The following is a 21,358-nucleotide window of genomic DNA, read 5'->3' as shown; positions in this document are numbered from 1 at the left end:
CGAATTCTGTGCGGACGAGGAGGGTCAGCCGACGCCGCGGTGGCCGGGCGCGGACGCCGAGATATCGAGCACCTCGCGAATGCTGCGAGCACCTGCGCCGAGGTCGAGGGCGTTCTTCAGATGCAGCACGAATCCAGGCTTGTATCGGTGCGTGGGAGTGGAATCGGCAGCGAGAGAGATCAGTTCCTTGGTCACTGCCCGTAGCGCCCGACTTTTCCACGGCACCGCGCAGTAGTCGAAGAACGCCACGAATGTTGCCGGTGACATTCTCAGCAGCGCATCGAAGAAGCCCGGAAGCTCGTCCTCCATGCGCTGCCAATACGGATCCGCGCCCAGGTAACGATCTCGCAAGTTCTGCTGCGCTGCATCGAGTGGTTCGACGACGCCGTCTCTGCGCCGAACGGCATTCGACAACTGTCTGGTCGATTCGAACAGTGTGTGCACACCGAGGCCCGAGACCACCGTCAACGCCTCTTGGATCTGTTCTGCGCCCAGGCCCAGATCGAGCGCTTCCTCGATGTAGTGGTCGGAACCGGACACGTCCATGGTCGTGACCACCGACCGCACCGCGATGTGCGTGAGCACGCGGGTCTGCTCGTCGAGGGCAGGACCCTCGTCCACGTCTGCCAATACGAGTTCGGCTATCGCACGAAGATCTCGGGTGTCGCATCCGAAGGTCACAGACGTCATCCCGCCACACTCAGCGACGAGGCGAGTGTCGCCAACTGCGCTCTGAGTCCGCGCTTGTTGATCTTCGTCGCCGACATGGGCCACGCCCCCGCCTCGACGAAGTACACGGCGCGCGGAACCTTGTACCGGCCGATTCTGCCGTCACAGAATTCGATCAACTCCGCTTCGGTGAGCTGGTGTCCTTCTCGGACCTCGACGAATGCCACCGGCACTTCGTCGAGCCTGTCGTCCGGTCGGCCGATGACGGCGGCGGTCAACACGGCAGGATGCTCGCAGAGGAACGACTCGACCTCGATGGCCGCGACGTTCTCGCCACCGACCTTGAGCATGTCCTTGAGCCGTCCGTGGAACACCAGGCACCCGGACTCGGTGCGACTGTAGAGATCCCCGGTGCGCAACCAGCCGTGGGAATCGATCGTCTCGGCGGTCTTTTCGGGATCCTTGTAGTAGCCCTCGGTCACGCAGTAGCCGCGAATCAGGATCTCACCGGGAACTCCCACCGGCTGTTCGGCACCGCTCAACGGATCGACAATACGAATCTCGATGCCCGGCACGGCTTTTCCTTGTGCGCCACTGCGATCCTCGAACGACTCGTCCGGTTCACTGAGAGCATAGATCCCGGTCGTTTCCGTCATTCCGCATGCGGCCATCAGTTCGGCCGCAGGGAACAGATTCTGAACGGCCTCGATGAGGACACGCGGACCGATCAGGAACAGGTAGCGAATCGAGTCGAACTCCGCTGCGTCGAAGTTCGGGTGCGCCATCATCATCTGCATCGGCGCGGGGAACCAGGGCCAGACACAGGTCGGCCGCTCGGCCCTGATCAGCTCGATGGCGCGGCCCGGCTCGAAGAACGTATCGGTCAGGAACGTTCCTCCGGCACCGATCGCGCCGATCAGCGGGGCCAGCGCAGCGATGTGGAACAGCGGACCGCCGGCCCAACTGATGTGACGCCCGCCGGCCGACAGGCGATCGGTCGCCCGCTCCACCGGACCGCGCGTCATCGATTCGTGGGTGAGCAAGCATCCACGCGGGTTGGCCGTCGTCCCCGATGTGTACAGGATCGCGGCGATGTCTCTCGTCCGCACCCGGCGGCGGCGACGATGCACGAGCGTCGCGTCGACGGTCTCTGCCGCAGCGTCCAAGTCCGCCCTGGACGTGAACCCGGGCCGGCCGGTTCCTCGCAGCAGTACGGCTCGCCGCAGCCTCGGCGCCTCGGGAATGTCGAGATCGCCGGCTCCAGCCGTGGCCAGGGAGGGCAGCGCTTCGTGCAGTACCTGCACGAAGTCGACGTAGTCGTCGGGGCCGGACACCGTGAGCAACGCGGTGATGTCTGCGTTCTCGATGATGTAGCCGAGTTCCTTCGCTCTGTGCCGCGCGTTGAGTGGTACGACGACAGCCCCGATCAACGCTGAGCCGAAGAGCCCTTCGACGAACTCGATACCGTTCGGCGCCAGCAGGGCGACGTGATCACCGGACTCGACGCCGAGGGCCAGTAGCCCGCGCGCGACCGCGACTGCGCCTTCGAGTAGCTGCGCATACGTGAACCGCGCCTCAGGAAACACGATCAGATCGCGATCCGGGTGCAGGTGGGCACCTCGCACCAGCAGGTCGCCGAGCGGGGTTACGTTGCACCAGCCGTCGATGTCAGTCATCTCGTCCTCAATCATCGATCGTCGGCAGCGGTTGCGCTACCGAAATTGTCTTGATCAGCGGCGCAGGATCCGCGCGCACCGAGGGATCGTGTCGACGTCGACGCTAAGCGACTCACGTCACACTGTCAACGTTGAAGTTGATTTATATCAACGTTGATTCTATTCATTTTCAACGTCAACGTTGTAGTTGACAAGTGATGGGCATCACCCTAGGTTGGTTCTACGCCGATGCGAGCATTTCGCCTGGCGGACCGCCACGAACCTGTGTCGGATCGATCGGACAGAACAGTCTGCATGCGTGTTCCGCGAAGCCACCCTCGCTTCCCGAGGGCTGTCCCCCACCGCTGTCGGGCTCGTGCCGGACACCGCAGCAGACGCATTCACGACGACCAGAAGCTGGAGATTCACAAATGGAATGCGGCGTTTTCCACACCCCGTACATGCGTCCCGGGCGCAAGGACAAGGACACGTTCGAGTACTCGCTCATGCTGGCAGCAGCATGCGACAAGTTCGGCTATCGCGATTTCATGGTCGGCGAGCACGGCATGCAGGCATGGGAGAACATTCCGAACCCCGAGTTGCTGATCGTCGCGGCAGCACAGATCACCCAGCGCATGCGTTTCGCGCCCATGGCGCACATCGTGCCCCTGCACAACCCGTCGACCCTCGCCATTCAGATCGGCTACACCTCGCAGTTGCTCGAGGACCGGTATTTCCTCGGAGTCGGCGCCGGTTCGTGGGAGAACGAAGCCGTGCTTCGTGGCCAGCCCGGCGATCTGTCGGAAGCTCACCCCCGCCTGATGGAGGGGCTGGAGGTGATGGACAAGGTGTGGCGCCAGGAGCCGTTCGACTTCGAAGGCAAGTACTACAAGGCCGCACGCCTCGACGGACAGATCGATCCCGGTAGCGTCGCGTCCCATGGCGAGTTCAAGGTCAAGGAAGGCGAGGAGTACCACCTGACCGCCGACCACTCACCCCACGGCGGCGCGGACGGCCTCGAAATCGCTGTCACTGGCCTGAGCAAGAACTCGCCGTCTCATCGGCTCGCAGGCGAACGAGGCTGGACCCCGATCTCGTTCTACGGCGGTTCGGCGTTGCTGAGGTCGCAGTGGGACACGTATTCGGAGGCGGTGAGGTCCATCGGCGGAACCCCCCAGGGATCTCGATTCAAGATCGCACGGGATGTGTTCGTGGCGAAGACGGACGAAGAGGCCAAGGAGAAGGCGAAGAACGGCGCACTGGGACTGGCCTGGCAGAAGTACTTGATGCCGGTCTACCAGAAGTACCGGATCCTTCAGGGCTTCATCGACGATGCCGACCACAAGGTCGACATCGACGATGTCGACCTCGACTACCTGGCCGACAACGTGTGGCTATGCGGCAGCCCGGAGACCGTCATCGAGAAGATCGAGAAGACCTTCGACCTGGCCGGCTTCAGGTACGGCCAGCTCGCCGTCAATACGCACGACGCCATGGACGATCCCGAGCCGTGGATCGAATCACTCCGCCTGTTCGCGACCGAGGTCGTGCCGAACGTTCCGGTCGACGGAACACACGAGACCGTCGCAGTGGGCTGATCCCACCGACATCGAGGCCCCGGGAAGTTGTCGAAAGCAACGACTTCCCGGGGCCTTCCCCGTCCACGACGGCGAACTCGTTCGACGCCGACGTTGATCAATGCCCTCGATCCGGAGGTATCATCCGACAATGCCAACTTCGACCGCAGCCAACAGTGGCATGAGCCGACGCCGTCGCAGCGCCCAGAACGACAGCAGCCCCAACTACCAGGCCAAGCGCCAGGAACTGTTGCGGACCGCAGCCGACGTCTTCAAGGAAAAAGGCTTCGAGGGGGCGACGCTCAACGACATCGCCGAGCGGTTCGGGACCGACAGAGCGTCGATCTATTACTATTTCGCGAGCAAGAAGGAACTGTTCCAGGCTCTCTTCCACGACATTCTCGTCGACGTTCTGGATCAGAACATCGCTGTCGCCGAGGAAATCCTCGTCAGCGACGACGACGCGCCGGAGAAGCTTCGCCGCCTCGTCGAGCAACAGATGAACTCGTACGAAAAGAACTACCCCTTCGTCTACCTCTACATCCAGGAAGACATGGCGCAGCTACAACTCGACACCACGTCCTGGGGCAAGGACATGGCGCGTAAGACCAAGCGTTTCGAAACCATCGTCCTCGACGTGCTGAAGCAGGGCGTCGACGACGGCACTCTCCGCAGCGACGTGTCGGTTCAGTTGATGTCCAAAGCCCTGTTCGGCATGGTCAACTGGACGCATCGATGGCTCAAGCCGGGAATGCGTAGCGTCGACGCCAAGCAGACCACCGAAGCGTTCTGCACACTCTTCTTCGAAGGCGCGAAGACCACGAAGTGAACTGTGCGCTGGGTCGCCGTGACGGCGGACCCAGCGCACAGGCGAAGATGCTGTCAGCGACCGCTCCACTGGGCAGCACGCTTCTCGGCGAATGCCGCGCGGCCTTCCAGCCGATCCGAACTGGTCGCGTAGGCCTCGATGGGCTCGTACCGAGTTGCCAGTGCGACGTCGAGCGGCCATCCCGCCCGCGACAGCACGGCATCTTTCGCGGCTTGGACGGCGAGGGGTGACGCCGCCGCGATGCGCTCCGCCCACGACGACGCCGTCTCGACCAGCTTCTCGTACGGCACGACCTCGTTGACCAGCCCATATCGCTCCGCCTGCAGTGCATCGATGCGATCACCGGTGAGTATCAGGGCCATCGCGATGTGATGCGGCAGCTGCCGTATCGCGCGATGCATGATGCCGGCCTCGCCGATGATGCCGACCTTCGTCTCGGGAATACCGAACTGAGCGTTGTCCGCTGCGACGATGATGTCCGCGCACATCGCCAGTTCGAACCCACCGCCGATCGCGTATCCCTGCACCGCCGCGATCAATGGCTTGCGCAGCGTCAGCATGGGGCCGCCGACACCGGTGAGGCCGCCGCCGAGCGCCATCCTGTGGCCGTCGCCTTCGGTCCCTCCGCTCACATTGGCACCGGCGCAGAACGCCTTCTCCCCCGTCGCACCGAGCACCGCGACCCAGATATCCGGATTCGAGTTGATCTCGGTCCACGCCTCGAACAGCGCCGCATCCATCTCGGGATCGATGGAGTTCAACGCCTTCGGCCGGTCGAGTGTCACACGTGCAATGTGGTTGTCGAACTCGAACACAATTCCGCTGCTCACGGTAGGTCCTTCCTCATAGTTGTTCTGCGACCGCATGATCGGTTAACGCAACGGGTTCGCGGTAGGCAGCGATCGCCGCCTTCAGCCCCACCTCGGCAACGAACCTGCGCACCTCTGCCACCGACGGCGACAGGTGGAGCAGGGCGTCCATTTCTGCCCCGCCGTGAGCGGCGGTACGCACGCCCATCGCTTCCATCGCCCTGTTGATGGACAGCTTCTTGATCCGCAGGATGTCCGACGGCGTGCGGGCCATACGAGCCGCAAGCGCCTCGGTCTCGGCGATCAGATCTTCCTCGGCCACAGCGTGATTGGCCCAGCCCCACTCGACCGCCGTCGTGCCGTCGATCGAGTTGCCCGGAACGAACGCCAGTTCCTTGGCGCGCTTGGGACCGACGAGGGGCGCCCACAACGGTGCGATGTAGCCACCGCCGAGCGGGATCGCCGGCTCACCGATCTTCGCGTTGCGTGCCACGAGTGTCACGTCCGCGAAGACACACATCTGGGTGGCGCCCGCGATGCAGTATCCGTGCACGGCAGCAATCACCGGTTTCGGGTGATCCCAGATCGCGAGAAAACGATTCACGTTACGCGCCAGACGCTCCCGATCCGCCACCGGATCGGGCTGGGCGACGACCTTTCCCACCTGGCCGATGTCATATCCTGCCGAGAATCCCCTACCCGCTCCACGAATTCCGATGATCGGCCCGCCGGCCGTCGTCAGAGCGGTCAGAGCAGCGCTGAACTCGTCCAGCATCTCGTTCGAGAGCGAATTGGCCTTGTCCGGCCGGTCGAGCACGATCCAGCTGATCGGCCCCCGGTGCTCGATTCGAAGATTCTCGTATCGCAGGCTTGCAGCCGAGTCCGCGATCGCCGTCATGACCGCCCGATCGGGATCTGCTTCTTGACATGGAAGTCCACGACACCGGACGCACGCAGCTCGCGGCGAGAGAAGCGCCAACCGTGCTCGTCGTCCCGCACGAATTCGTCGTGATACTGGCCGAAGAAGTACCCGTCGGCCTTGCCTTCCTTGGTGTACCGATGCCATGCATACAGGACCGAGCGCACCGTCGCGGACGAAAGATCGTCGGAGAAGTCGACCACGATGTTGGACACATGGTGACTGGTCGCGGTGAAGAACGTCCCGATGCCGTCGAGTGTCTCGCGATAGGCGGCACGGCCCTCGGCACCGAAGTCGGGTCCGTACGCGACGTAACAGTCCTCGGTGAACAACGCCGCGAGGTCGTCGGGACGGTTCATGTCGAGGTTGTAGGCGTAGTCGAACAGGACGCGTTCGATCTTGCCGGTCTCCACGAGCTCGGCGAGCTCCCTGGTGGACACCTCATGGGTGGCAGTCATTGCGATCTCCTCTGGATGTGCCTTGGTTGATGTACGTGCGATCCCCCGACTCGACCACGAGACGCGCAATCAACATGAATGTAGATTTTGGAGACAGAGAGCACCCGCCGGCGGCGGGTGCGATCGGTCAGACGCGGACCGAGTAGTCGGACGGCGCAGGCTCAGCCCCCGGCCACCGAACCGGCAGGTCCGAGGTGAGCGACGTGCCCACTTCCTCCCAGGGACCCAGATGCACGGTGCGCATGTTGCGCGATGCAAACTTCCAGCTTCCGTCCTCGCGGACGTACTCGTCTTCGTACCGCACGGCCCCGAACACCGTCGTCCCGCCGGTGGCGATCTCGAGGTGCGCGCCCACCAGTCCGGTCGCGTGATCGTCGTCGACGAAATCGATGAGGACGTAGTGCGGCGTGTGAATGGTGGTCCCGAACGCGGTACGCGCTTGCCGGATCATGTCCGCGATCCCACTGCCGGTGGACGCGCCGGGAAATCCTCCGGCCGAGAACGTCCCGTTCTCGGCGAAGGCGTCGGCGATGGCATCGAAATCGTCGAAATCCGAAGCGAGGAAATAACGGACCGCGAGGTCGTCCAACTCCGCCCTGTCCTCCAGTCGACGCACCCTGCTCTCGATGTCGGACATGTGCACTCCTTTGCGCGGCGTATGAATATCCAGCGACTCGACCGGAGGGCCGAGCCCTACCTTCCTCGATCAACGTCAGCGTAGATCGCTGCCTCGATCATTGTGCCCTGCGACACAGATGTCAACCTTCGACACCGCGGTCGCGATCGATCAATCCACACAAACGTAGATTCATTCAACAGCGTAGTTGACAGAATTCGGGCTCGAGGAGGAGGCTTCAATCAGTCTCCGGGTCGAGTGTCGTGTGGCCTCGATGCCCGACCCGGCTTCACGGACGAAAGGAATCGCCATGGGCTCCACACTCGAGGGCAAGATCGCATTCATCACCGGAGCTGGGCGCGGGCAGGGACGCAGTCATGCGATTCGCCTCGCCGAGGAAGGTGCCGACATCATCGCAGTCGACATCTGCAACTCGATCGAATCGGTCCCCTATCCCCTCGCCGACGAGGACGACCTCGCCGAGACCGTCGCGCTGGTGGAGAAGCTGGATCGCCGCGTTGTCGCGCGGGTCGCCGACGTCCGCGACAAGGGCGCGCTGCAGGCCGCCTTCGATGCCGGTGTCGCCGAGCTCGGGGGTATCGACATCGTCGTCGCCAACGCGGGAATCGCACCACAACAGTCGAACGAGCCGGATCGAGATCAGGTGTTCGCCGACGTGATCGCCGTGAATCTCGTCGGGGTGTGGAACACGGTCGAGGTCGCTCGCGAAACCATGATCGCCCAGGGCCGTGGTGGCTCCATCGTTCTGATCAGTTCGACCGCAGGCATCAAAGCCGTCGGCGGGAGTTCCGGTGCCGGAATCGGGTACACCGCCAGCAAGCACGGCGTGGTGGGATTGATGCGCCAGTACGCGATTCTGCTCGGCGAACACAGCATCCGAGTCAACTCCGTTCACCCCACCGGGGTGAGCACACCGATGGTGGTCGGAAACGCCCCACTGGCAGAAGCATTGGCCGATCCGTCGAACATGGGCAACTCCATCAGCAACCTGCTCCCGATCGACATGCTGGAACCCGCCGAGATCAGCAACGCCGTCGCCTGGCTGTCCTCCGACGAATCCCGCTACGTCACAGGCGTCATGCTCCCCGTCGATGCAGGGATGACGATCAAATGACCCACGAATCCGACTCGGGCACGACCGTCGCCGGCTCCGTGATAATCGACGAGTTTCATGCGATCGACCCCTCGCGCTTCCGAAACGTTCTCGGCCACTTCCCCACCGGCGTCGTGGCCGTGACCACGATGGACGCCGAGAGCAATCCGACCGGCATGGCGGTCGGATCCTTCACCTCCGTGTCACTCGATCCGCCGCTGGTCGCGTTCCTGCCGGACAAGTCCTCGTCCACCTTTCCCAAGATCCGCTCGGCCGGACGGTTCTGCGCCAACGTGCTCGGCACCGAGCAGCAGCAGGTCTGCCGCAGTCTCGCGCGGAAGGGAACCGACAAGTTCGCGGACGTCGAATGGACCCCCGCCCCGTCCGGCATGCCGCGGATCGCAGGTGCGCTGGCGTGGATCGACTGCGAGATCGATGCCGTGCACGATGCCGGCGACCACCACATCGTCGTCGGCCGGGTGCGGCATCTCGAACTCGACACCCCGGAGTCACCCCTGATCTTCTTCCAGGGCGGTTACGGCGGTTTCGCCGCCGACCGGAAATCCGTATGACGTCCCTTCTGATCGCCAATCGCGGTGAAGTAGCGCTTCGAATCATGCGGACCGCCGCGGCCCGGGGCATCAGGTCGATCGCGGTGTACAGCGAGGACGAGCACGATGCCCCGCACGCCGTCGCCGCCGCCCACGCCCTGCCGCTCCGGGGAACAGGCCCCACCGCGTATCTGGATGTCGCGGGCATTCGCGACGCGGCACTGCGGTCGGGGGCCTCGATGCTTCATCCCGGCTACGGATTCCTCAGCGAGAGCGCCGAATTGGCCGAGGCCTGCGCTCTGGCGGGGCTGACGTTCGTCGGATCCGATGCTCGCACGCTGAGGCTTCTCGGTGACAAGTCCGCCACGCGTGAACTCGCGACCGGCTGCGGAGTACCCGTCCTCGCTGCCACCGCGGGTCCCACGTCGAAAACCGACGCACGTGAGTTCGCGCAGTCACTTCCGGCCGGCGCGGTGATCGTGAAGGCGACGGCGGGGGGCGGCGGCCGTGGGATGCGCATCGTGGAGGATCTCGCCCAACTCGAACGTGCCATCGACCGATGCCGTTCCGAGGCGGAACGCAGTTTCGGCCTGTCCGATGTCTACGTCGAGGCCTTCCTCCCGCGGGCCCGGCACATCGAGGTCCAGGTCGTCGGTGACGGCGTCGGGTCGCCGATGCATCTCTTCGACCGCGACTGTACGGCGCAGCGCCGCCACCAGAAGGTCGTGGAGATCGCACCCGCCCAGAATCTCCCCGATTCCACTCGCAAGGAACTCCACTCGGCAGCACTGACGTTGGCGTCGTCCGTCGCGCTGCGGGGACTCGCCACGTTCGAGTTCCTCGTGGAGGCCGATCACCTCGATCGGTGGTACTTCATCGAGGCCAATCCACGCCTCCAGGTGGAACACGGAATTACCGAGGCCATCACCGGTCTCGACCTGGTCGGCCTCCAACTCGATGTCGCACAGGGACGCACGCTCGAGGACGTACAACTCTCACCGGCCACGCTCGGCGAACCGGACGGTGTCGCGATCGAAGCGCGGGTCACCGGCGGGCCGAAACCCGCCGGCTCCGATCGACTCACCGACGTTCGGTTTCCGTCCGGTGCTTCGATCCGCGTCGACTCTCACGCGCAGGTGGGAATGCAGGTGGGGACCGGGTACGACCCACTGCTGGCGAAGATCATCGTGCACCGCACCGACGGCGACCTCGGTTCAGCCGCAGCAGAACTGGGCCACGCTCTCGGCGATCTGACTCTGAGCGACATGGATACCGACGTCACGACGACGTCGTGGCTGCTGAACAGTCACGAATTCCGGTCCGGCGCGGTGACGACACGAACGATCGACGACCATCTGGCCGCACTCTCGATGTCGGATACTCCCACGGAGCCAGCCGCCGGACTCGAACTGCGGGCCCCGACGTCGGGCACGGTCGTCGCGACGACCGCGGTGCCGGGCCGGCAGGTGCGAGTGGGCGACGCTCTGCTCACGCTCGAGGCGATGAAGATGGAGACCGACGTCTGCGCGACAGAGGCGGGCCGCGTCCTCGACGTGCGGGTTGCGACAGGCGACACCGTCAGCGCGGGCGATCACCTCGTGACTCTCGCGCTCGAGTCAGGTGAGGACGAAACCTCGGCAGCCCCCGTCGACGTGGACCTCACCGCCCACCGCACGGATCTGTCCGAGAACGAAGCACGGCACCGGCGAACCCTCGACGAGTCGCGTCCGGCGGCGATCGATCGCCGGCACGAGCGAGGCAAACGCACCGCGCGCGAGAACATCTCCCATCTCGTCGACGAAGGTACGTTCCACGAGTACGGATCGCTCGTCGTGGCCGCGCAGCGGCGACGGAGGCCGCTGGACGAACTCGAATCCGAAACACCTGCCGACGGCCTCGTCACAGGATTCGGACGCGTCGCCGGACGACCGGTGGCGGTGCTGGCGTACGACTACACGGTACTCGCCGGAACCCAGGGCCTTCAGAGCCACAAGAAGGCCGAGCGGATGTTCGAACTGGCAGGCCGCAGAGGCACACCGGTGGTTCTGTTCGCCGAAGGCGGCGGAGGACGCCCCGGAGACACGGACGACATGTCCCGGGCGACGAGGATGGACCTCGGGACATTCGTCGCACTCGGACGGCTCAACGGCGTGGTGCCGACAGTGGGGATCGCGTCGGGTCGGTGTTTCGCCGGGAACGCCGCACTCCTGGGCACGTGTGATGTCATCGTCGCGACCCGTGATGCGACGATCGGACTCGGCGGGCCCGCGATGATCGAAGGGGGCGGCCTCGGTGTGTTCGCCGCGGACGAAATCGGGCCTGTGTCCGTCCAGGAGGCCAACGGGGTCATCGACATCGTCGTGGCCGACGAATCGGAGGCGGTCGGCGTCGCACGGCGATATCTCGATTACTTCGCAGGCCCGAAGACCCAGTGGACCGCCGCGGACCAGCGGATTCTGCGTCACATCGTCCCCGAACGACGCAACCGGCCGTTCGACCTCCGCGCTGTGATCGACACCGTCGCAGACGGAGGATCCGTCCTCGAACTCCGACGCGGATTCGCCGCAGGCTTGATCACGGCGCTGGTCCGGCTCGGGGGCACTCCCATCGGGATCGTCGCCAACGACGGCAGCCGGGCGGGCGGCACGATCGGCAGCGCCGAGGCCGACAAGATGACCAGGTTCCTGCAGCTGTGCGAGGCGTACGGTCTTCCGGTCCTCTCGCTCTGCGACACCGCCGGTTTCCTGGTCGGACCCGACGCCGAACGCACCGCGTCGGTGCGTCATGTGAGCAGGCTTTTCGTCACCGCGCCCGGTCTCACCGTTCCGTTCTGCACGGTGATTGTCCGCAAGGCATTCGGACTCGGCGGCCAGGCCATGGCAGGGGGTAGCTTCCGCGTCCCGGACGCCATCCTGGCCTGGCCGTCGGCCGAACTCGGTGCCATGGGTCCGGAGGGAGCCGTCAAGCTCGGTTACCGTCGCGAATTGGCCGCCATCGAGGACGCCGAGGAACGAGAGCGCGTCTACCGACAGCACCTGGACGAGTACGTGGCGCAAGGCAAGGCCGTCAACGCCGCGTCCGTGTTCGAGATCGACGACGTGATCGATCCCGCGTCCACTCGTTCACGGATCGTCGATGTGCTCGCCGCTCCGCGCCCCGAACGCCCAGCCCAGGTTCGCAGGCGAATCGACTCGTGGTAGAAAAGCTCCTCCAACGAACTCTGCCTCGGAACCGAATCGGTTCCGAGGCAGAGTTCTCGAAGTGCTATCGCGCTGTGTAGTTCTCCAGATCGGGGCGACGCGTCATCTGCCAGTACTCGACATTGAGGAACGGCATCACGAACACCACCCGCCCTTGCGAGTTGCGGTAGTACGTCGACATTCCACGATGCGTCCACACCGTGCGTGAATGGGTCGAGTCCACCAATTCGTTGTACTCGTCGTTCGCCTCCGGGCGGGCATCGATCGCCTTGATTCCCTTCTTGAACATCTCGGTCAGCAGCCCACGGATGTAGCGCATCTGCACCTCCATGAAGAACATGAAGCTGCCGCTACCCGGGAACGAGTTGGGGCCACCCAGCATGAAGAAGTTGGGGAACCCCGGAACCGACACCCCCAGGTACGCCTTGGGGTCGTCATCGTTCCAGACCTCGCGCAGCGTCCGGCCGTCCATTCCCACCACATCCATGGAACTCACGAACCGTGCGGCCTCGAATCCGGTGGCCCACACGATCACGTCCACGTCGTTCTCCGTGCCCTGATCGTCGACCAGGCCCTCGGGGCGGACGGCGGTGACAGACCTGTCGACGAGGTCGACGTTGTCCTTGCGCAGCGTCGCGTACCACCCGTTGTCGAGCAGGATCCGCTTACCGAACGGCGGGTAGCCGGGTATCACTTTGTCGAGCAGATCCGTTCGATCGCCGACCTGCGCCGTGATGTACCGCGTGAAGTACTCACGATGGGCATCGTTCCGAGCGTTCACCGAACGTTCCGGATGGTCCCACTCCGGGTCGACGCGCAGCGACTCGATCACCTTGTCGCCGAACTGCCAGAACAAGCGAATCCAGTACCAGCTGTGGTAGATCGGGCAGGTCTGCATGAGGCGACGCAATTCCATGGGAATCGGCGCCCGGAACTTCTCGAACGGCGCAACCCACTGAGGAGAGCGCTGATAGATGCTGAGATGCGCTACGCGGTCCGCGATGGCAGGCGCGATCTGCATCGAACTGGCACCGGTGCCCACGATCGCGACGCGCTTGCCGTCCAGATCGAGATCGTCCGGCCAATTCGCCGAATGGAAACTCACACCGGTGAAGCCGTCCATCCCGGGTAGGTTCGGCGTCGTGGGACGGTTCAGCACTCCCACGGCACTGATCACCACATCGGCCCGCAGCGTCGACGCCGAGCCGTCGGGATTGATCACGTCGACGGACCACTGCGCGGCCGCCTCGTCGTATCGCGTCGATCGGACTTCGGTTCCGTACCGAACGCGTTCACCGGCACCGAGATCCTTCAGTACGCCTGCGAAATAGCCCTGCAGTTCGTTGCGGAGTTCGAAGTGCGTCGTCCAGTCGTTCTTCGCGAAGGAGAACGAGTACAGGTGACTGGGGGTGTCGACTCCGGCGCCGGGATACGTATTCTGCCACCAGTTTCCGCCGGCCTCCGGCTGTTTCTCCACGATGACGTAGTCGATCCCCATGTCCTCGAGCTGTTGCGCTGCAGCGATTCCCGCAACGCCCGTGCCGATGACGACCACCGAATAGGATTCCGGTGCGTTGACGGGCTCGAGCGCGAGGCTCGGAGCATCGGGGGCAGCACGACGAGCAAGTTCGAGGGACAGCATGGGGCCGTATTCCTCCCCGACCTCCTCGCCCATGCAGACACTGATCATCCGCACGGTGAGCTCCGGTGAGGGCGTCTCGACCGCAGGGCGTACGCCGTTCTGCAAATCGAGAACGGCCTCGACCGCAGCCTCCCTGATCTCGTCCTGAATCGCTTCGTCGAGACCGCCCGAGTCGTGGTCGCCGAGTCCTTTACCGCGTGTCGGCGTGTACGGCGCGGCCAGCCACTTCTCGTCACCCGTCGTCTGGAACACGACCATGAGCAGCGAGGGCACGTTTGCCCGTGCAACCGCGGTTCGAATCTCGCATTCGGTGAGCCGATCGGGATTGATTCGATCTTCGGTTGCCGCGCCTGCCTCCTGGACCTGTTGCGCTGCCTTCATATGAGCACCTCTCGCATCGAATGCGGCGACCGGAGCTGCGAATTGCTCCTCGCCGAGATCACGAACTTTCAACATTGACGTTGAAAAGCCTTCGACTCATGGTGGCAGCCCCCGCGCAGATTTGTCAACGTTCGCGTTGCACGGTGCGATCGTCCACGCAGGCGTTGACAAATGCCCGTTCATGCAGGCAACATTCGTGTTGATTTCCGAGTGTCATTCGTCACACGAACACGTCGAACCCGAGGCATCGGCCTCCGGCGACGCTCACCCGAACGGACATGACCATGCCGAATACAGTCAGCTCCACGCCGGGCACCGAGGTGGTGCTCGACGTCCAGAAGTCGCGAAAGGCGCTCGTCGCGGGTTCACTCGGCAATTTGATCGAGTGGTACGAATTCGCGATCTACGCCTACATGGCGCCGATCATCGCGCCCCTGTTCTTCCCGTCGGACAACCCGACCGCATCGATACTCTCGACATTCCTGCTCTTTGCCCTCGCCTTCTTCCTTCGTCCCGTCGGGGCAGTGATCTTCGGGCGGATGACCGACAGAGTGGGACGGAAGCCCGTACTCGCGCTGATCATCGCACTGATGACCATTGCCACGACGTGCATCGGGTTTCTGCCTACGCACTCCTCGATCGGAATCCTCGCGCCTCTACTGCTGACGCTGTGCCGCATAGCCCAGGGATTGTCCGCGGGCGGCGAGATGGGCGGAGCGGTGTCCCTGATGGTCGAGTCCGCCCCCACCGGCAAACGCGGACTCTACGGATCCTGGTCGTTCGTCGGCACCACCTTGGGCTTCGTACTCGGCGGCGGTGTCGCGACACTGCTGGCAGTCCTTCTCTCCGACGACGCCATGTCCTCCTACGGCTGGCGCGTCGGGTTCCTGATCGCAGCCCCCATGGGACTCGTCGTGCTCTACCTGCGTTTGAAGGTCGACGAGACACCCCATTTCAAGCAGATCCGCGTCGACGGCGCCGCAGACGCGCCGGCCGTCACGGGACCCGTGGATCGACGACCACTGGCATATCTCGCAGCAACGATGGGCGTCGTCGTCGTGTACAACGCGGTCGGCAACACGTTCATGGTGGGCATGCCGACGTTCCTGTCGACGAGTTACGACATGTCGTTCGAACGCTCGTACTTCCTCGCACTCGTCACCGGGCTCACCGCGGGGCTGTCGATGCCGGTGTTCGGCGCCCTGTCCGATCGCGTGGGGAGACGCCCCGTGCTGATGTTCGGATCGTCTGCGGTGGTGATTCTCTCCTACCCTCTCTACTACATGCTGAACCTCGGCTTCGGCGGCGGAATGGTGGCACTCGTGATCGCCGGGCTGCTCATCGGCGTCGTCGGCGGTCCGATGCCGGCCTTCCTTTCGGAACGATTCCGTACCCGGAACCGGGCTACCGGTGTATCCGTGACCTACGCACTGTCGGTGGCGATATTCGGCGGGACGGCGCCGTACATCATCACGTGGCTTGCATCCACCACCGGTGATCCGTTGTCCGCGGCCTACTACACAATCGGCTGCGCAGCGATCAGCGTTGTTGCACTACTGACGATTCGCGGTCGGCAGCGCTCCGGACACCGCGAAGAACTCCAGTTCTGACGAGCGTTGCGATCCCGGATTCTTCGTCCGGGATCGACCGCACCATGTTCGGCCGGTGGCCGAATCGAAAAGTGTTGTTGCAGTTAATGACAAATGCGTACCTATCACCCAACGAAGTGGACGACTCGGTCCACGGTCCGCCCCGCGCAGCATTCGCACGGAGCTCGCGGAAAGTCGAATTCGATCCGAAAGAAGTCATCATGCAACTCGAGGGAAAACGCATCCTGGTCACGGGTGGAGCGCAAGGTATCGGTGCCGCCATCGTCAAGGCATACGCCACGGAGGGTGCGACCGTGCGCTCGTACGACCTGAACGAGCAGGGGGGTCGCGAGGTCGCGAAAGAGGCGAACGACGCCGGTCCCGGAACGGTCGGGTTCTCGCGTCTCGACATCGCCGACGGTGAGGCGACCGACTCGCTCTTCCGCAGTGCTGCAGAAGAACTAGGTGGAATCGACGTTCTCGTGAACATCGCCGGTCTGCAGCGCTCCGCGATGGCCGACGAGATCACCGACGACTTGTTCGAGAGCATCTACCGGGTGAACGTGCTGGGAACGATTCACACCAACCAATCCGCGTACCGGATCATGAAGCCGGTGGGCACGGGGGCTATCATCAACTTCGGGTCGATGTCCGGATTCACCGGAGAATTGGCCAACGCAACCTATGGCTCGTCCAAGGGTGCCGTGCACACGTGGACCAGGACGGTCGCTCGCGAATGGGGACCATCGGGCATACGCGTCAATGCTGTTCTGCCCTACGTGAACACGCCGATGTTCGACAAGTACACCAACTCGCTCGGACCGGAAGAGCTTGCCGCCTATCAGGAACAGCTCCGCAAGGACATCCCGCTCGGTGGAACGTTCGGCAACGCCGAACGCGATCTGGCACCGGTGCTCGTGTTCCTCGCCAGCGACGCGTCGCACTTCATCACCGGCCAGCTGCTTCCGGTCGACGGAGGATTCGCGGCGGTACGCTAGCGAACAGCCTAGCGCTCCTATATCTGTCGCATCCCACCCCCGGACCGACGGCGCAGGCGAGTACCTGCCGCACCCGGTCCCTCCGCCATCAACGGTGTCGAAGACTTCATCGACACCATCGACGCAAATCGAAAGGATCGAAACGATGAAGGCATGGCAATTCACCGCGGTCGACGAGCAACTGCGACAGGTAGAAATCGGTGATCCGGCCCCCGGACCCGACGACATCGTCATCGACACCGGAGCCGTCGGCTTGTGCCACTCCGACATCGGGTTCATGAACGGAACCATCACGCACCTACTCGGACAAGTGCCGATCACACTCGGCCATGAGATCGTCGGTACCGTCTCCGCGGTCGGTTCGCACGTCACCGGCTTCGTCGTCGGTGACCGTGTCGGAATACCTGCCACCACGGACGGCCCGGGGACCGCGATGGACGGTGGCTACGCCGAGAAGGTCAGGGTTCCGTCCCACCTGCCCGTCGCACTGCCCGACGGGTTGTCCTTTCGCGACGCGGCCTCGGCGACGTGTTCGGGTCGCACCGCCTACCGAGCAGTGCACACCGCCGGGCAGATCGAATCCGGAATGAAGGTCGGCATCATCGGGTTCGGCGGTCTCGGCTACTTCGGCGTCCAGATCGCGAAAGCAGCAGGAGCTTCCGTGTTCGTCGCCGAGGTCAGCGAGGCACGGTGGCCGCTCGCGCGTCAACTCGGTGTCGAGGCGTGCTCACGGGACATCCGCGAATTCGAAGCCGAGCAACTCGACGTGATCATCGACTTCGCGGGGGCAGAGGGAACTCTCGACTCGGCCATCGGCGCCATCCGGCACGGCGGCCGCATCGTCGAGGTGGGATTGGGCGTCGAAGCCACGTCCGTCTCCATACCGAGCATCACGATGAAGGAAGTACAGATCGTCGGCGCATCGAACGGCACCAAAGCCGAAGCGAGCGCGATACTCGCGCTGGTGGCCGCGGGGGCCGTGCTGCCGAGGACCGAGCAGATCTCGTTCGGCGAGATTCCCGACGGCCTGCATCGCCTCGAGCACGGCGCGCCCGACGGGCGCCTGATCGCGGTTCTCTAGTCCAGGCGCTGCATCCGGTCGGCACTTCGGTGCCGATGTCGGGCAGCGCCCGGAGGTGGTCGCCGTGTCCGGGCCAGATTATGTCGTTGTCCCCGATCAGGGTGCGGCCGGTGACGGTCCGGCGGGCGGACCGTCACTACCGGCCTGCAGGTCTTTCGATTTCGCGTCTCTCCGCATCTCGGCGAGATCCTCACCGCGCTTGCGGTAGGTGAAGCTGACTCCGGCGATGCCGAGGAACAGCACCACCCCGATGATCGCTCCGGCGAGCGAGGCACCCCGGAACCCGGGGGCGTCCACGTCCATGATCCGCTCCCCCGCGTGCGCTGCGCTGTTGCCGCCGAGCACCACACTGAGTGTCAGCAGGTTGGGCAGCACCACCAGTACCCCGACGATCAGCAACCCGATCTGCATCGGCTTGAACCGGCGCCTGCGGAACAGATGCCACGCCCAGCGGAACAGCAGCAGGGGCAGGAGGGTACAGACGGTCCCGAAGAGCAGTCCCCACAGGATGCCGCCGGCGAAGCTGCCGCCTGCCATCCCCCCGACGTTCTGTGCCCAAGCCCGCGGAAGGTAGGCCGCGAGGATGAAGTAGGCGACGACGAGCACCACCAGGAGGACCACGATGCCGATGGCCTTCCTCGCCCACGACGGCAGCCCCGACTTCGCAGGGGTCGTGGTGGATGCGCTGTTGTCGGTCGTCATGACTGCTCTCCCTGCGTCGGCAACGGTTCTTCGTCCAGCACCTGCTTCGCCAGTCGCTTCGGGGCGACGAGCGTGTACGACGTCGTGATCCACTCACGCAACTGCTCCCACCGTGGCCCGTCCGCGTCCGTGACGTCCAGTACGACCCAGCCGTGTCTACCGAGACCGTATCCCGCGGGCTCCGCATCCGGTTCGGTGGCGACCACCGCTGCGGCCTCGTCGACGGTCAGCTTCACCGTGAGCCGGGTGGCCTCCACATCGCAGAACACGAAGTTCTTCCCCCGCACCCGGAACGTCGGGTGCCCGTCCCACTGGGCGATGTCCACCCGCACGGCTTCGGGCAACTCGGCGACGATCTCTTCCAGGCGGCTCATGTTGTTGCCCATGTGACGATTGTCGGCAGCACCCCGACGGACCGCAACAGGCATAACGGACACGGCGGATTCACTAAGGTCGGAGGTCCGGGGTGCCGACGAGGAACCCCCACGACGAGGCAGGCATCAATGGCATCGATTGACGACATTCTGTCCCAGATCCCGATCGACCAGATCGCGCGACAACTCGGCGTCGACGAGGCCACCGCGGAAACCGCGGTGAAGTCGGCGCTGCCCACACTCGTCGGCGGGCTCGGCGCCAACGCCGCAGATCCGGACGGCGCCGCGTCGCTGCAGAGCGCGCTCCACGACCACAGCGACACCACCCTGCTCGACGGCGGAATCGACCTCGATCAGGTCGACACCGACGACGGCGACAAGATCGTCTCCAACATCTTCGGCAGCGAACGCGATCAGGTGGCGAGCACGCTCGGCGGCGTGGGCGGCGGCAGCGGCGTGGGCAGCGACCTGATGAAGCAACTGCTCCCGATTCTCGCGCCGATTGTGCTGGCCTACATCGCCAAGCAGGTGACGGGCGGTGGCACCTCGGCGCCGCAGACGCAGGACGCAGGCCCGGCCGGCGGCGGCCTCGGGGACGTACTGGGCGGGATCCTCGGGGGCAGCGGCGGATCCGGTGGCCTCGGCGGCGTCCTCGGCGGCCTGCTCGGAAAGGGTGCCGGCGGCGGGCTGGGCGATGTGCTCGGTGGACTACTCGGCGGCGGAAAGAAGTAGGACCGCGGGGCGACGGCCCGGCTCTGCGCTCAGTCGCCGTTGCTGCGGAACATGACGACGGACAACACGATCGCGATCACCAGCAGTGCCCCGACGAATCCCGCGGTCCCCACCCAGCCCGCCGCCGCGTACGCCACCCCGGCCGCGGCTCCGGCGACGCTGGAGCCGAGGTAGTAGGCGAGCAGATACAGCGCGGACGCCTCCGCCCGATGCTCGGTAGCGAGCCTGCCGACCCATCCGCCCGCCACCGAGTGGGCACCGAAGAAACCGCCCGTGAACAGCGCCATTCCGAGGAGCACGACGGGGAGCGAGTCGGGCACGGTGAGCGCGAGCCCGACCGCGGTCGCGCCCACCGCGCCGAGAAGCACCCGGCGGCGGCCGATCCGGTCGGACAACGCGCCCGCCGCGGCGGAGGTGTAGGTGCCGGCCAGATAGAGCAGGAACACGAGTCCGACAACGCTTTCGGGCAGACCGAACGGCGCGGCACTCAGCCGGAATCCGAGGAAGTTGTAGACCGAGACGAAACCGCCCATCAGGATGAACCCGAGCGCGAACAACGTCCGCAGCGACGGATCACGCAGGTGGGTAACCACATTCGCCAGCACTGTTCCCGGGTTCGCACGCTGGGGACGGAAGAACTGCGACGCGGGCAGCGTGCGGATCATCACGACGGCGAACACGAGTGCCAGCACCGCCGACGCCTCCATCGCCCACCGCCACGAACCGACGTCGACGACGGCCGACGGCACCAGCCGCCCGACGAGCCCACCGATCGTCGTCCCCGCCACGTAGCGGCCCATCGCCGCGCCTAGGTCTTTCGGATGCACCTCCTCGGCGAGGTACGCCATCGCCACCGCGGGGATCCCGGCGAGCGCGACGCCCTGGATCGCGCGGCCCGCGAGCAGCAGACCGATGTTCGGACTCAGCGGCAGCAACAGACCCACGGCGCACGCCACCAGCGCGGACAGCACCATCACCCGGGTCCGCCCGTACCGCTCCGACAACACGCTGGCCGGGACGATCGCGAGGGCGAGCAGTCCGGTGGTGACCGACACGGACAGGGCGGACACGGCCGGGGACACGTGGAAGCCGTCCGCGTACGCCGGCAGCAGGGCCTGCGCCGAGTACATGGAGATGAACGTCGTCAGACCGGCCGCGAAGAGGGAGAGCGTGATGGTTCGGTAGCCGCGGGATCGCCGTTCGTGCGGGATCGGGGTGCCCGCCCGGTGGGTAGCCCGGGCGGAAGTGCCGCTGATCGAACCAGTGCTCATTCATTACCTCCGCTCATGAGCATGCTGTCCGCGGAGGCTGAGGGGAACCCGGGGTGGCGATGTTCACACCTGGGGTGAAACCTTTTCCCAGGACATTGACAGCCTGACGAAATAGGAACCGCGCAACCCCCGACACGGCTCGAGATCGGCCGCGGAATATGTGGAACTCGACAAAACTGTGATCGTCCACA

General features: G+C 64.7%; 19 protein-coding genes. 9 read left to right on the top strand and 10 right to left on the bottom strand.

Going from position 1 to position 21,358, the window contains the following annotated elements:
• Positions 1-24 precede the first annotated feature (24 nt).
• The gene (locus tag ACFTWF_RS05580; protein WP_378460279.1) at positions 25-690 is read right to left on the bottom strand and encodes a carboxymuconolactone decarboxylase family protein; all 666 of its coding nucleotides are present in this window, start codon (positions 688-690) and stop codon (positions 25-27) included.
• On the bottom strand, positions 687-2,345 hold the full coding sequence (locus ACFTWF_RS05575; protein ID WP_378460278.1) for a class I adenylate-forming enzyme family protein: 1,659 nt from the start codon (positions 2,343-2,345) through the stop codon (positions 687-689). Before ACFTWF_RS05575 ends, ACFTWF_RS05580 begins: the two co-directional genes overlap by 4 nt.
• Before the next feature lie 410 nt (positions 2,346-2,755).
• Between ACFTWF_RS05575 and ACFTWF_RS05570 the strand changes: the two genes are divergently transcribed.
• Both ACFTWF_RS05570 and ACFTWF_RS05565 read left to right on the top strand, forming a co-directional pair.
• Positions 2,756-3,922 carry an LLM class flavin-dependent oxidoreductase gene (locus ACFTWF_RS05570; RefSeq protein ID WP_378460277.1) on the top strand — a complete coding sequence of 389 codons (1,167 nt, stop codon included), beginning with the start codon at positions 2,756-2,758 and terminating at the stop codon, positions 3,920-3,922.
• Positions 3,923-4,052: 130 nt separating this feature from the next.
• Positions 4,053-4,730, top strand: a complete 678-nt coding sequence (locus tag ACFTWF_RS05565; protein WP_378460276.1) for a TetR/AcrR family transcriptional regulator — start codon at positions 4,053-4,055, stop codon at positions 4,728-4,730.
• A 53-nt stretch (positions 4,731-4,783) separates the two neighbouring features.
• Here ACFTWF_RS05565 and ACFTWF_RS05560 read toward each other — a convergent pair whose 3' ends face one another.
• The 4 genes from ACFTWF_RS05560 to ACFTWF_RS05545 form a co-directional block, all read right to left on the bottom strand.
• Positions 4,784-5,560 carry an enoyl-CoA hydratase-related protein gene (locus tag ACFTWF_RS05560; RefSeq protein ID WP_378460275.1) on the bottom strand — a complete coding sequence of 259 codons (777 nt, stop codon included), beginning with the start codon at positions 5,558-5,560 and terminating at the stop codon, positions 4,784-4,786.
• A 13-nt stretch (positions 5,561-5,573) separates the two neighbouring features.
• Positions 5,574-6,437 (bottom strand): enoyl-CoA hydratase-related protein, encoded by an 864-nt coding sequence (locus ACFTWF_RS05555; RefSeq protein ID WP_378460274.1) that lies wholly within the window; start codon positions 6,435-6,437, stop codon positions 5,574-5,576.
• Positions 6,434-6,916 (bottom strand): nuclear transport factor 2 family protein, encoded by a 483-nt coding sequence (locus ACFTWF_RS05550; RefSeq protein WP_378460273.1) that lies wholly within the window; start codon positions 6,914-6,916, stop codon positions 6,434-6,436. Before ACFTWF_RS05550 ends, ACFTWF_RS05555 begins: the two co-directional genes overlap by 4 nt.
• A 127-nt stretch (positions 6,917-7,043) precedes the next feature.
• Complete coding sequence (locus ACFTWF_RS05545) at positions 7,044-7,553, bottom strand: nuclear transport factor 2 family protein (protein ID WP_378460272.1); 510 nt, start codon at positions 7,551-7,553, stop codon at positions 7,044-7,046.
• Positions 7,554-7,842: 289 nt separating this feature from the next.
• On the opposite strand from ACFTWF_RS05545, the gene ACFTWF_RS05540 reads away from it, so the two are divergent.
• Genes ACFTWF_RS05540 through ACFTWF_RS05530 form a run of 3 tightly spaced genes read left to right on the top strand, consistent with a single transcriptional unit; the run spans position 7,843 to position 12,397 of the window.
• Entirely contained in the window at positions 7,843-8,667 is an 825-nt protein-coding gene (locus tag ACFTWF_RS05540) for a mycofactocin-coupled SDR family oxidoreductase (RefSeq protein WP_378460271.1), read from the top strand.
• Complete coding sequence (locus tag ACFTWF_RS05535) at positions 8,664-9,218, top strand: flavin reductase family protein (RefSeq protein ID WP_378460270.1); 555 nt, start codon at positions 8,664-8,666, stop codon at positions 9,216-9,218. Before ACFTWF_RS05540 ends, ACFTWF_RS05535 begins: the two co-directional genes overlap by 4 nt.
• Positions 9,215-12,397 carry a carboxyl transferase domain-containing protein gene (locus ACFTWF_RS05530; protein WP_378460269.1) on the top strand — a complete coding sequence of 1,061 codons (3,183 nt, stop codon included), beginning with the start codon at positions 9,215-9,217 and terminating at the stop codon, positions 12,395-12,397. Before ACFTWF_RS05535 ends, ACFTWF_RS05530 begins: the two co-directional genes overlap by 4 nt.
• Positions 12,398-12,461: 64 nt before the next feature.
• On the opposite strand, the gene ACFTWF_RS05525 is transcribed toward ACFTWF_RS05530, so the two are convergent.
• A complete protein-coding gene (locus ACFTWF_RS05525) occupies positions 12,462-14,420 on the bottom strand; it encodes a flavin-containing monooxygenase (RefSeq protein WP_378460268.1) in 1,959 nt (652 codons plus the stop codon).
• Positions 14,421-14,704: 284 nt separating this feature from the next.
• Between ACFTWF_RS05525 and ACFTWF_RS05520 the strand changes: the two genes are divergently transcribed.
• The 3 genes from ACFTWF_RS05520 to ACFTWF_RS05510 all read left to right on the top strand — a co-directional run bounded on the left by ACFTWF_RS05520 (position 14,705) and on the right by ACFTWF_RS05510 (position 18,088).
• The gene (locus tag ACFTWF_RS05520; RefSeq protein WP_378460267.1) at positions 14,705-16,030 is read left to right on the top strand and encodes an MFS transporter; all 1,326 of its coding nucleotides are present in this window, start codon (positions 14,705-14,707) and stop codon (positions 16,028-16,030) included.
• Positions 16,031-16,230: 200 nt separating this feature from the next.
• Positions 16,231-17,007 (top strand): SDR family NAD(P)-dependent oxidoreductase, encoded by a 777-nt coding sequence (locus ACFTWF_RS05515; RefSeq protein ID WP_378460266.1) that lies wholly within the window; start codon positions 16,231-16,233, stop codon positions 17,005-17,007.
• 145 nt (positions 17,008-17,152) lie between these two features.
• The gene (locus ACFTWF_RS05510) at positions 17,153-18,088 is read left to right on the top strand and encodes an alcohol dehydrogenase catalytic domain-containing protein (protein WP_378460265.1); all 936 of its coding nucleotides are present in this window, start codon (positions 17,153-17,155) and stop codon (positions 18,086-18,088) included.
• A gap of 96 nt (positions 18,089-18,184) precedes the next feature.
• On the opposite strand, the gene ACFTWF_RS05505 is transcribed toward ACFTWF_RS05510, so the two are convergent.
• Both ACFTWF_RS05505 and ACFTWF_RS05500 read right to left on the bottom strand, forming a co-directional pair.
• Complete coding sequence (locus tag ACFTWF_RS05505) at positions 18,185-18,790, bottom strand: hypothetical protein (RefSeq protein WP_378460264.1); 606 nt, start codon at positions 18,788-18,790, stop codon at positions 18,185-18,187.
• The gene (locus tag ACFTWF_RS05500; RefSeq protein WP_378460263.1) at positions 18,787-19,176 is read right to left on the bottom strand and encodes an MmcQ/YjbR family DNA-binding protein; all 390 of its coding nucleotides are present in this window, start codon (positions 19,174-19,176) and stop codon (positions 18,787-18,789) included. The genes ACFTWF_RS05505 and ACFTWF_RS05500 overlap by 4 nt, the downstream gene beginning before the upstream one ends.
• A 117-nt stretch (positions 19,177-19,293) precedes the next feature.
• Between ACFTWF_RS05500 and ACFTWF_RS05495 the strand changes: the two genes are divergently transcribed.
• Positions 19,294-19,896 (top strand): DUF937 domain-containing protein, encoded by a 603-nt coding sequence (locus ACFTWF_RS05495; RefSeq protein WP_378460262.1) that lies wholly within the window; start codon positions 19,294-19,296, stop codon positions 19,894-19,896.
• A gap of 29 nt (positions 19,897-19,925) precedes the next feature.
• Here the strand turns inward: ACFTWF_RS05495 and ACFTWF_RS05490 are convergent, their stop codons facing one another.
• Positions 19,926-21,167 (bottom strand): MFS transporter, encoded by a 1,242-nt coding sequence (locus tag ACFTWF_RS05490; protein WP_378460261.1) that lies wholly within the window; start codon positions 21,165-21,167, stop codon positions 19,926-19,928.
• Positions 21,168-21,358: the final 191 nt, after the last annotated feature.

Source organism: Rhodococcus sp. NPDC056960 (genome assembly GCF_042674125.1).
In the GTDB taxonomy this organism is placed as follows: Bacteria; Actinomycetota; Actinomycetes; order Mycobacteriales; family Mycobacteriaceae; genus Rhodococcus_F.
The sequence above is the reverse complement of the archived record's forward strand: the minus strand, read 5'-3'. Positions and strand labels throughout refer to the sequence as shown.

Bases quoted from the DNA above. Each gene is read 5' to 3' on its own strand.
- ACFTWF_RS05570 (WP_378460277.1), top strand. From the start codon at position 2,756: ATGGAATGCGGCGTTTTCCACACCCCGTACATGCGTCCCGGGCGCAAG.
- ACFTWF_RS05540 (WP_378460271.1), top strand. From the start codon at position 7,843: ATGGGCTCCACACTCGAGGGCAAGATCGCATTCATCACCGGAGCTGGG.
- ACFTWF_RS05550 (WP_378460273.1), bottom strand. From the start codon at position 6,916: ATGACTGCCACCCATGAGGTGTCCACCAGGGAGCTCGCCGAGCTCGTG.
- ACFTWF_RS05515 (WP_378460266.1), top strand. From the start codon at position 16,231: ATGCAACTCGAGGGAAAACGCATCCTGGTCACGGGTGGAGCGCAAGGT.
- ACFTWF_RS05525 (WP_378460268.1), bottom strand. From the start codon at position 14,420: ATGAAGGCAGCGCAACAGGTCCAGGAGGCAGGCGCGGCAACCGAAGAT.
- ACFTWF_RS05580 (WP_378460279.1), bottom strand. From the start codon at position 690: ATGACGTCTGTGACCTTCGGATGCGACACCCGAGATCTTCGTGCGATA.
- ACFTWF_RS05545 (WP_378460272.1), bottom strand. From the start codon at position 7,553: ATGTCCGACATCGAGAGCAGGGTGCGTCGACTGGAGGACAGGGCGGAG.
- ACFTWF_RS05520 (WP_378460267.1), top strand. From the start codon at position 14,705: ATGCCGAATACAGTCAGCTCCACGCCGGGCACCGAGGTGGTGCTCGAC.
- ACFTWF_RS05565 (WP_378460276.1), top strand. From the start codon at position 4,053: ATGCCAACTTCGACCGCAGCCAACAGTGGCATGAGCCGACGCCGTCGC.
- ACFTWF_RS05535 (WP_378460270.1), top strand. From the start codon at position 8,664: ATGACCCACGAATCCGACTCGGGCACGACCGTCGCCGGCTCCGTGATA.
- ACFTWF_RS05555 (WP_378460274.1), bottom strand. From the start codon at position 6,437: ATGACGGCGATCGCGGACTCGGCTGCAAGCCTGCGATACGAGAATCTT.
- ACFTWF_RS05510 (WP_378460265.1), top strand. From the start codon at position 17,153: ATGAAGGCATGGCAATTCACCGCGGTCGACGAGCAACTGCGACAGGTA.
- ACFTWF_RS05490 (WP_378460261.1), bottom strand. From the start codon at position 21,167: ATGAGCACTGGTTCGATCAGCGGCACTTCCGCCCGGGCTACCCACCGG.
- ACFTWF_RS05575 (WP_378460278.1), bottom strand. From the start codon at position 2,345: ATGACTGACATCGACGGCTGGTGCAACGTAACCCCGCTCGGCGACCTG.
- ACFTWF_RS05505 (WP_378460264.1), bottom strand. From the start codon at position 18,790: ATGACGACCGACAACAGCGCATCCACCACGACCCCTGCGAAGTCGGGG.
- ACFTWF_RS05530 (WP_378460269.1), top strand. From the start codon at position 9,215: ATGACGTCCCTTCTGATCGCCAATCGCGGTGAAGTAGCGCTTCGAATC.
- ACFTWF_RS05500 (WP_378460263.1), bottom strand. From the start codon at position 19,176: ATGGGCAACAACATGAGCCGCCTGGAAGAGATCGTCGCCGAGTTGCCC.
- ACFTWF_RS05495 (WP_378460262.1), top strand. From the start codon at position 19,294: ATGGCATCGATTGACGACATTCTGTCCCAGATCCCGATCGACCAGATC.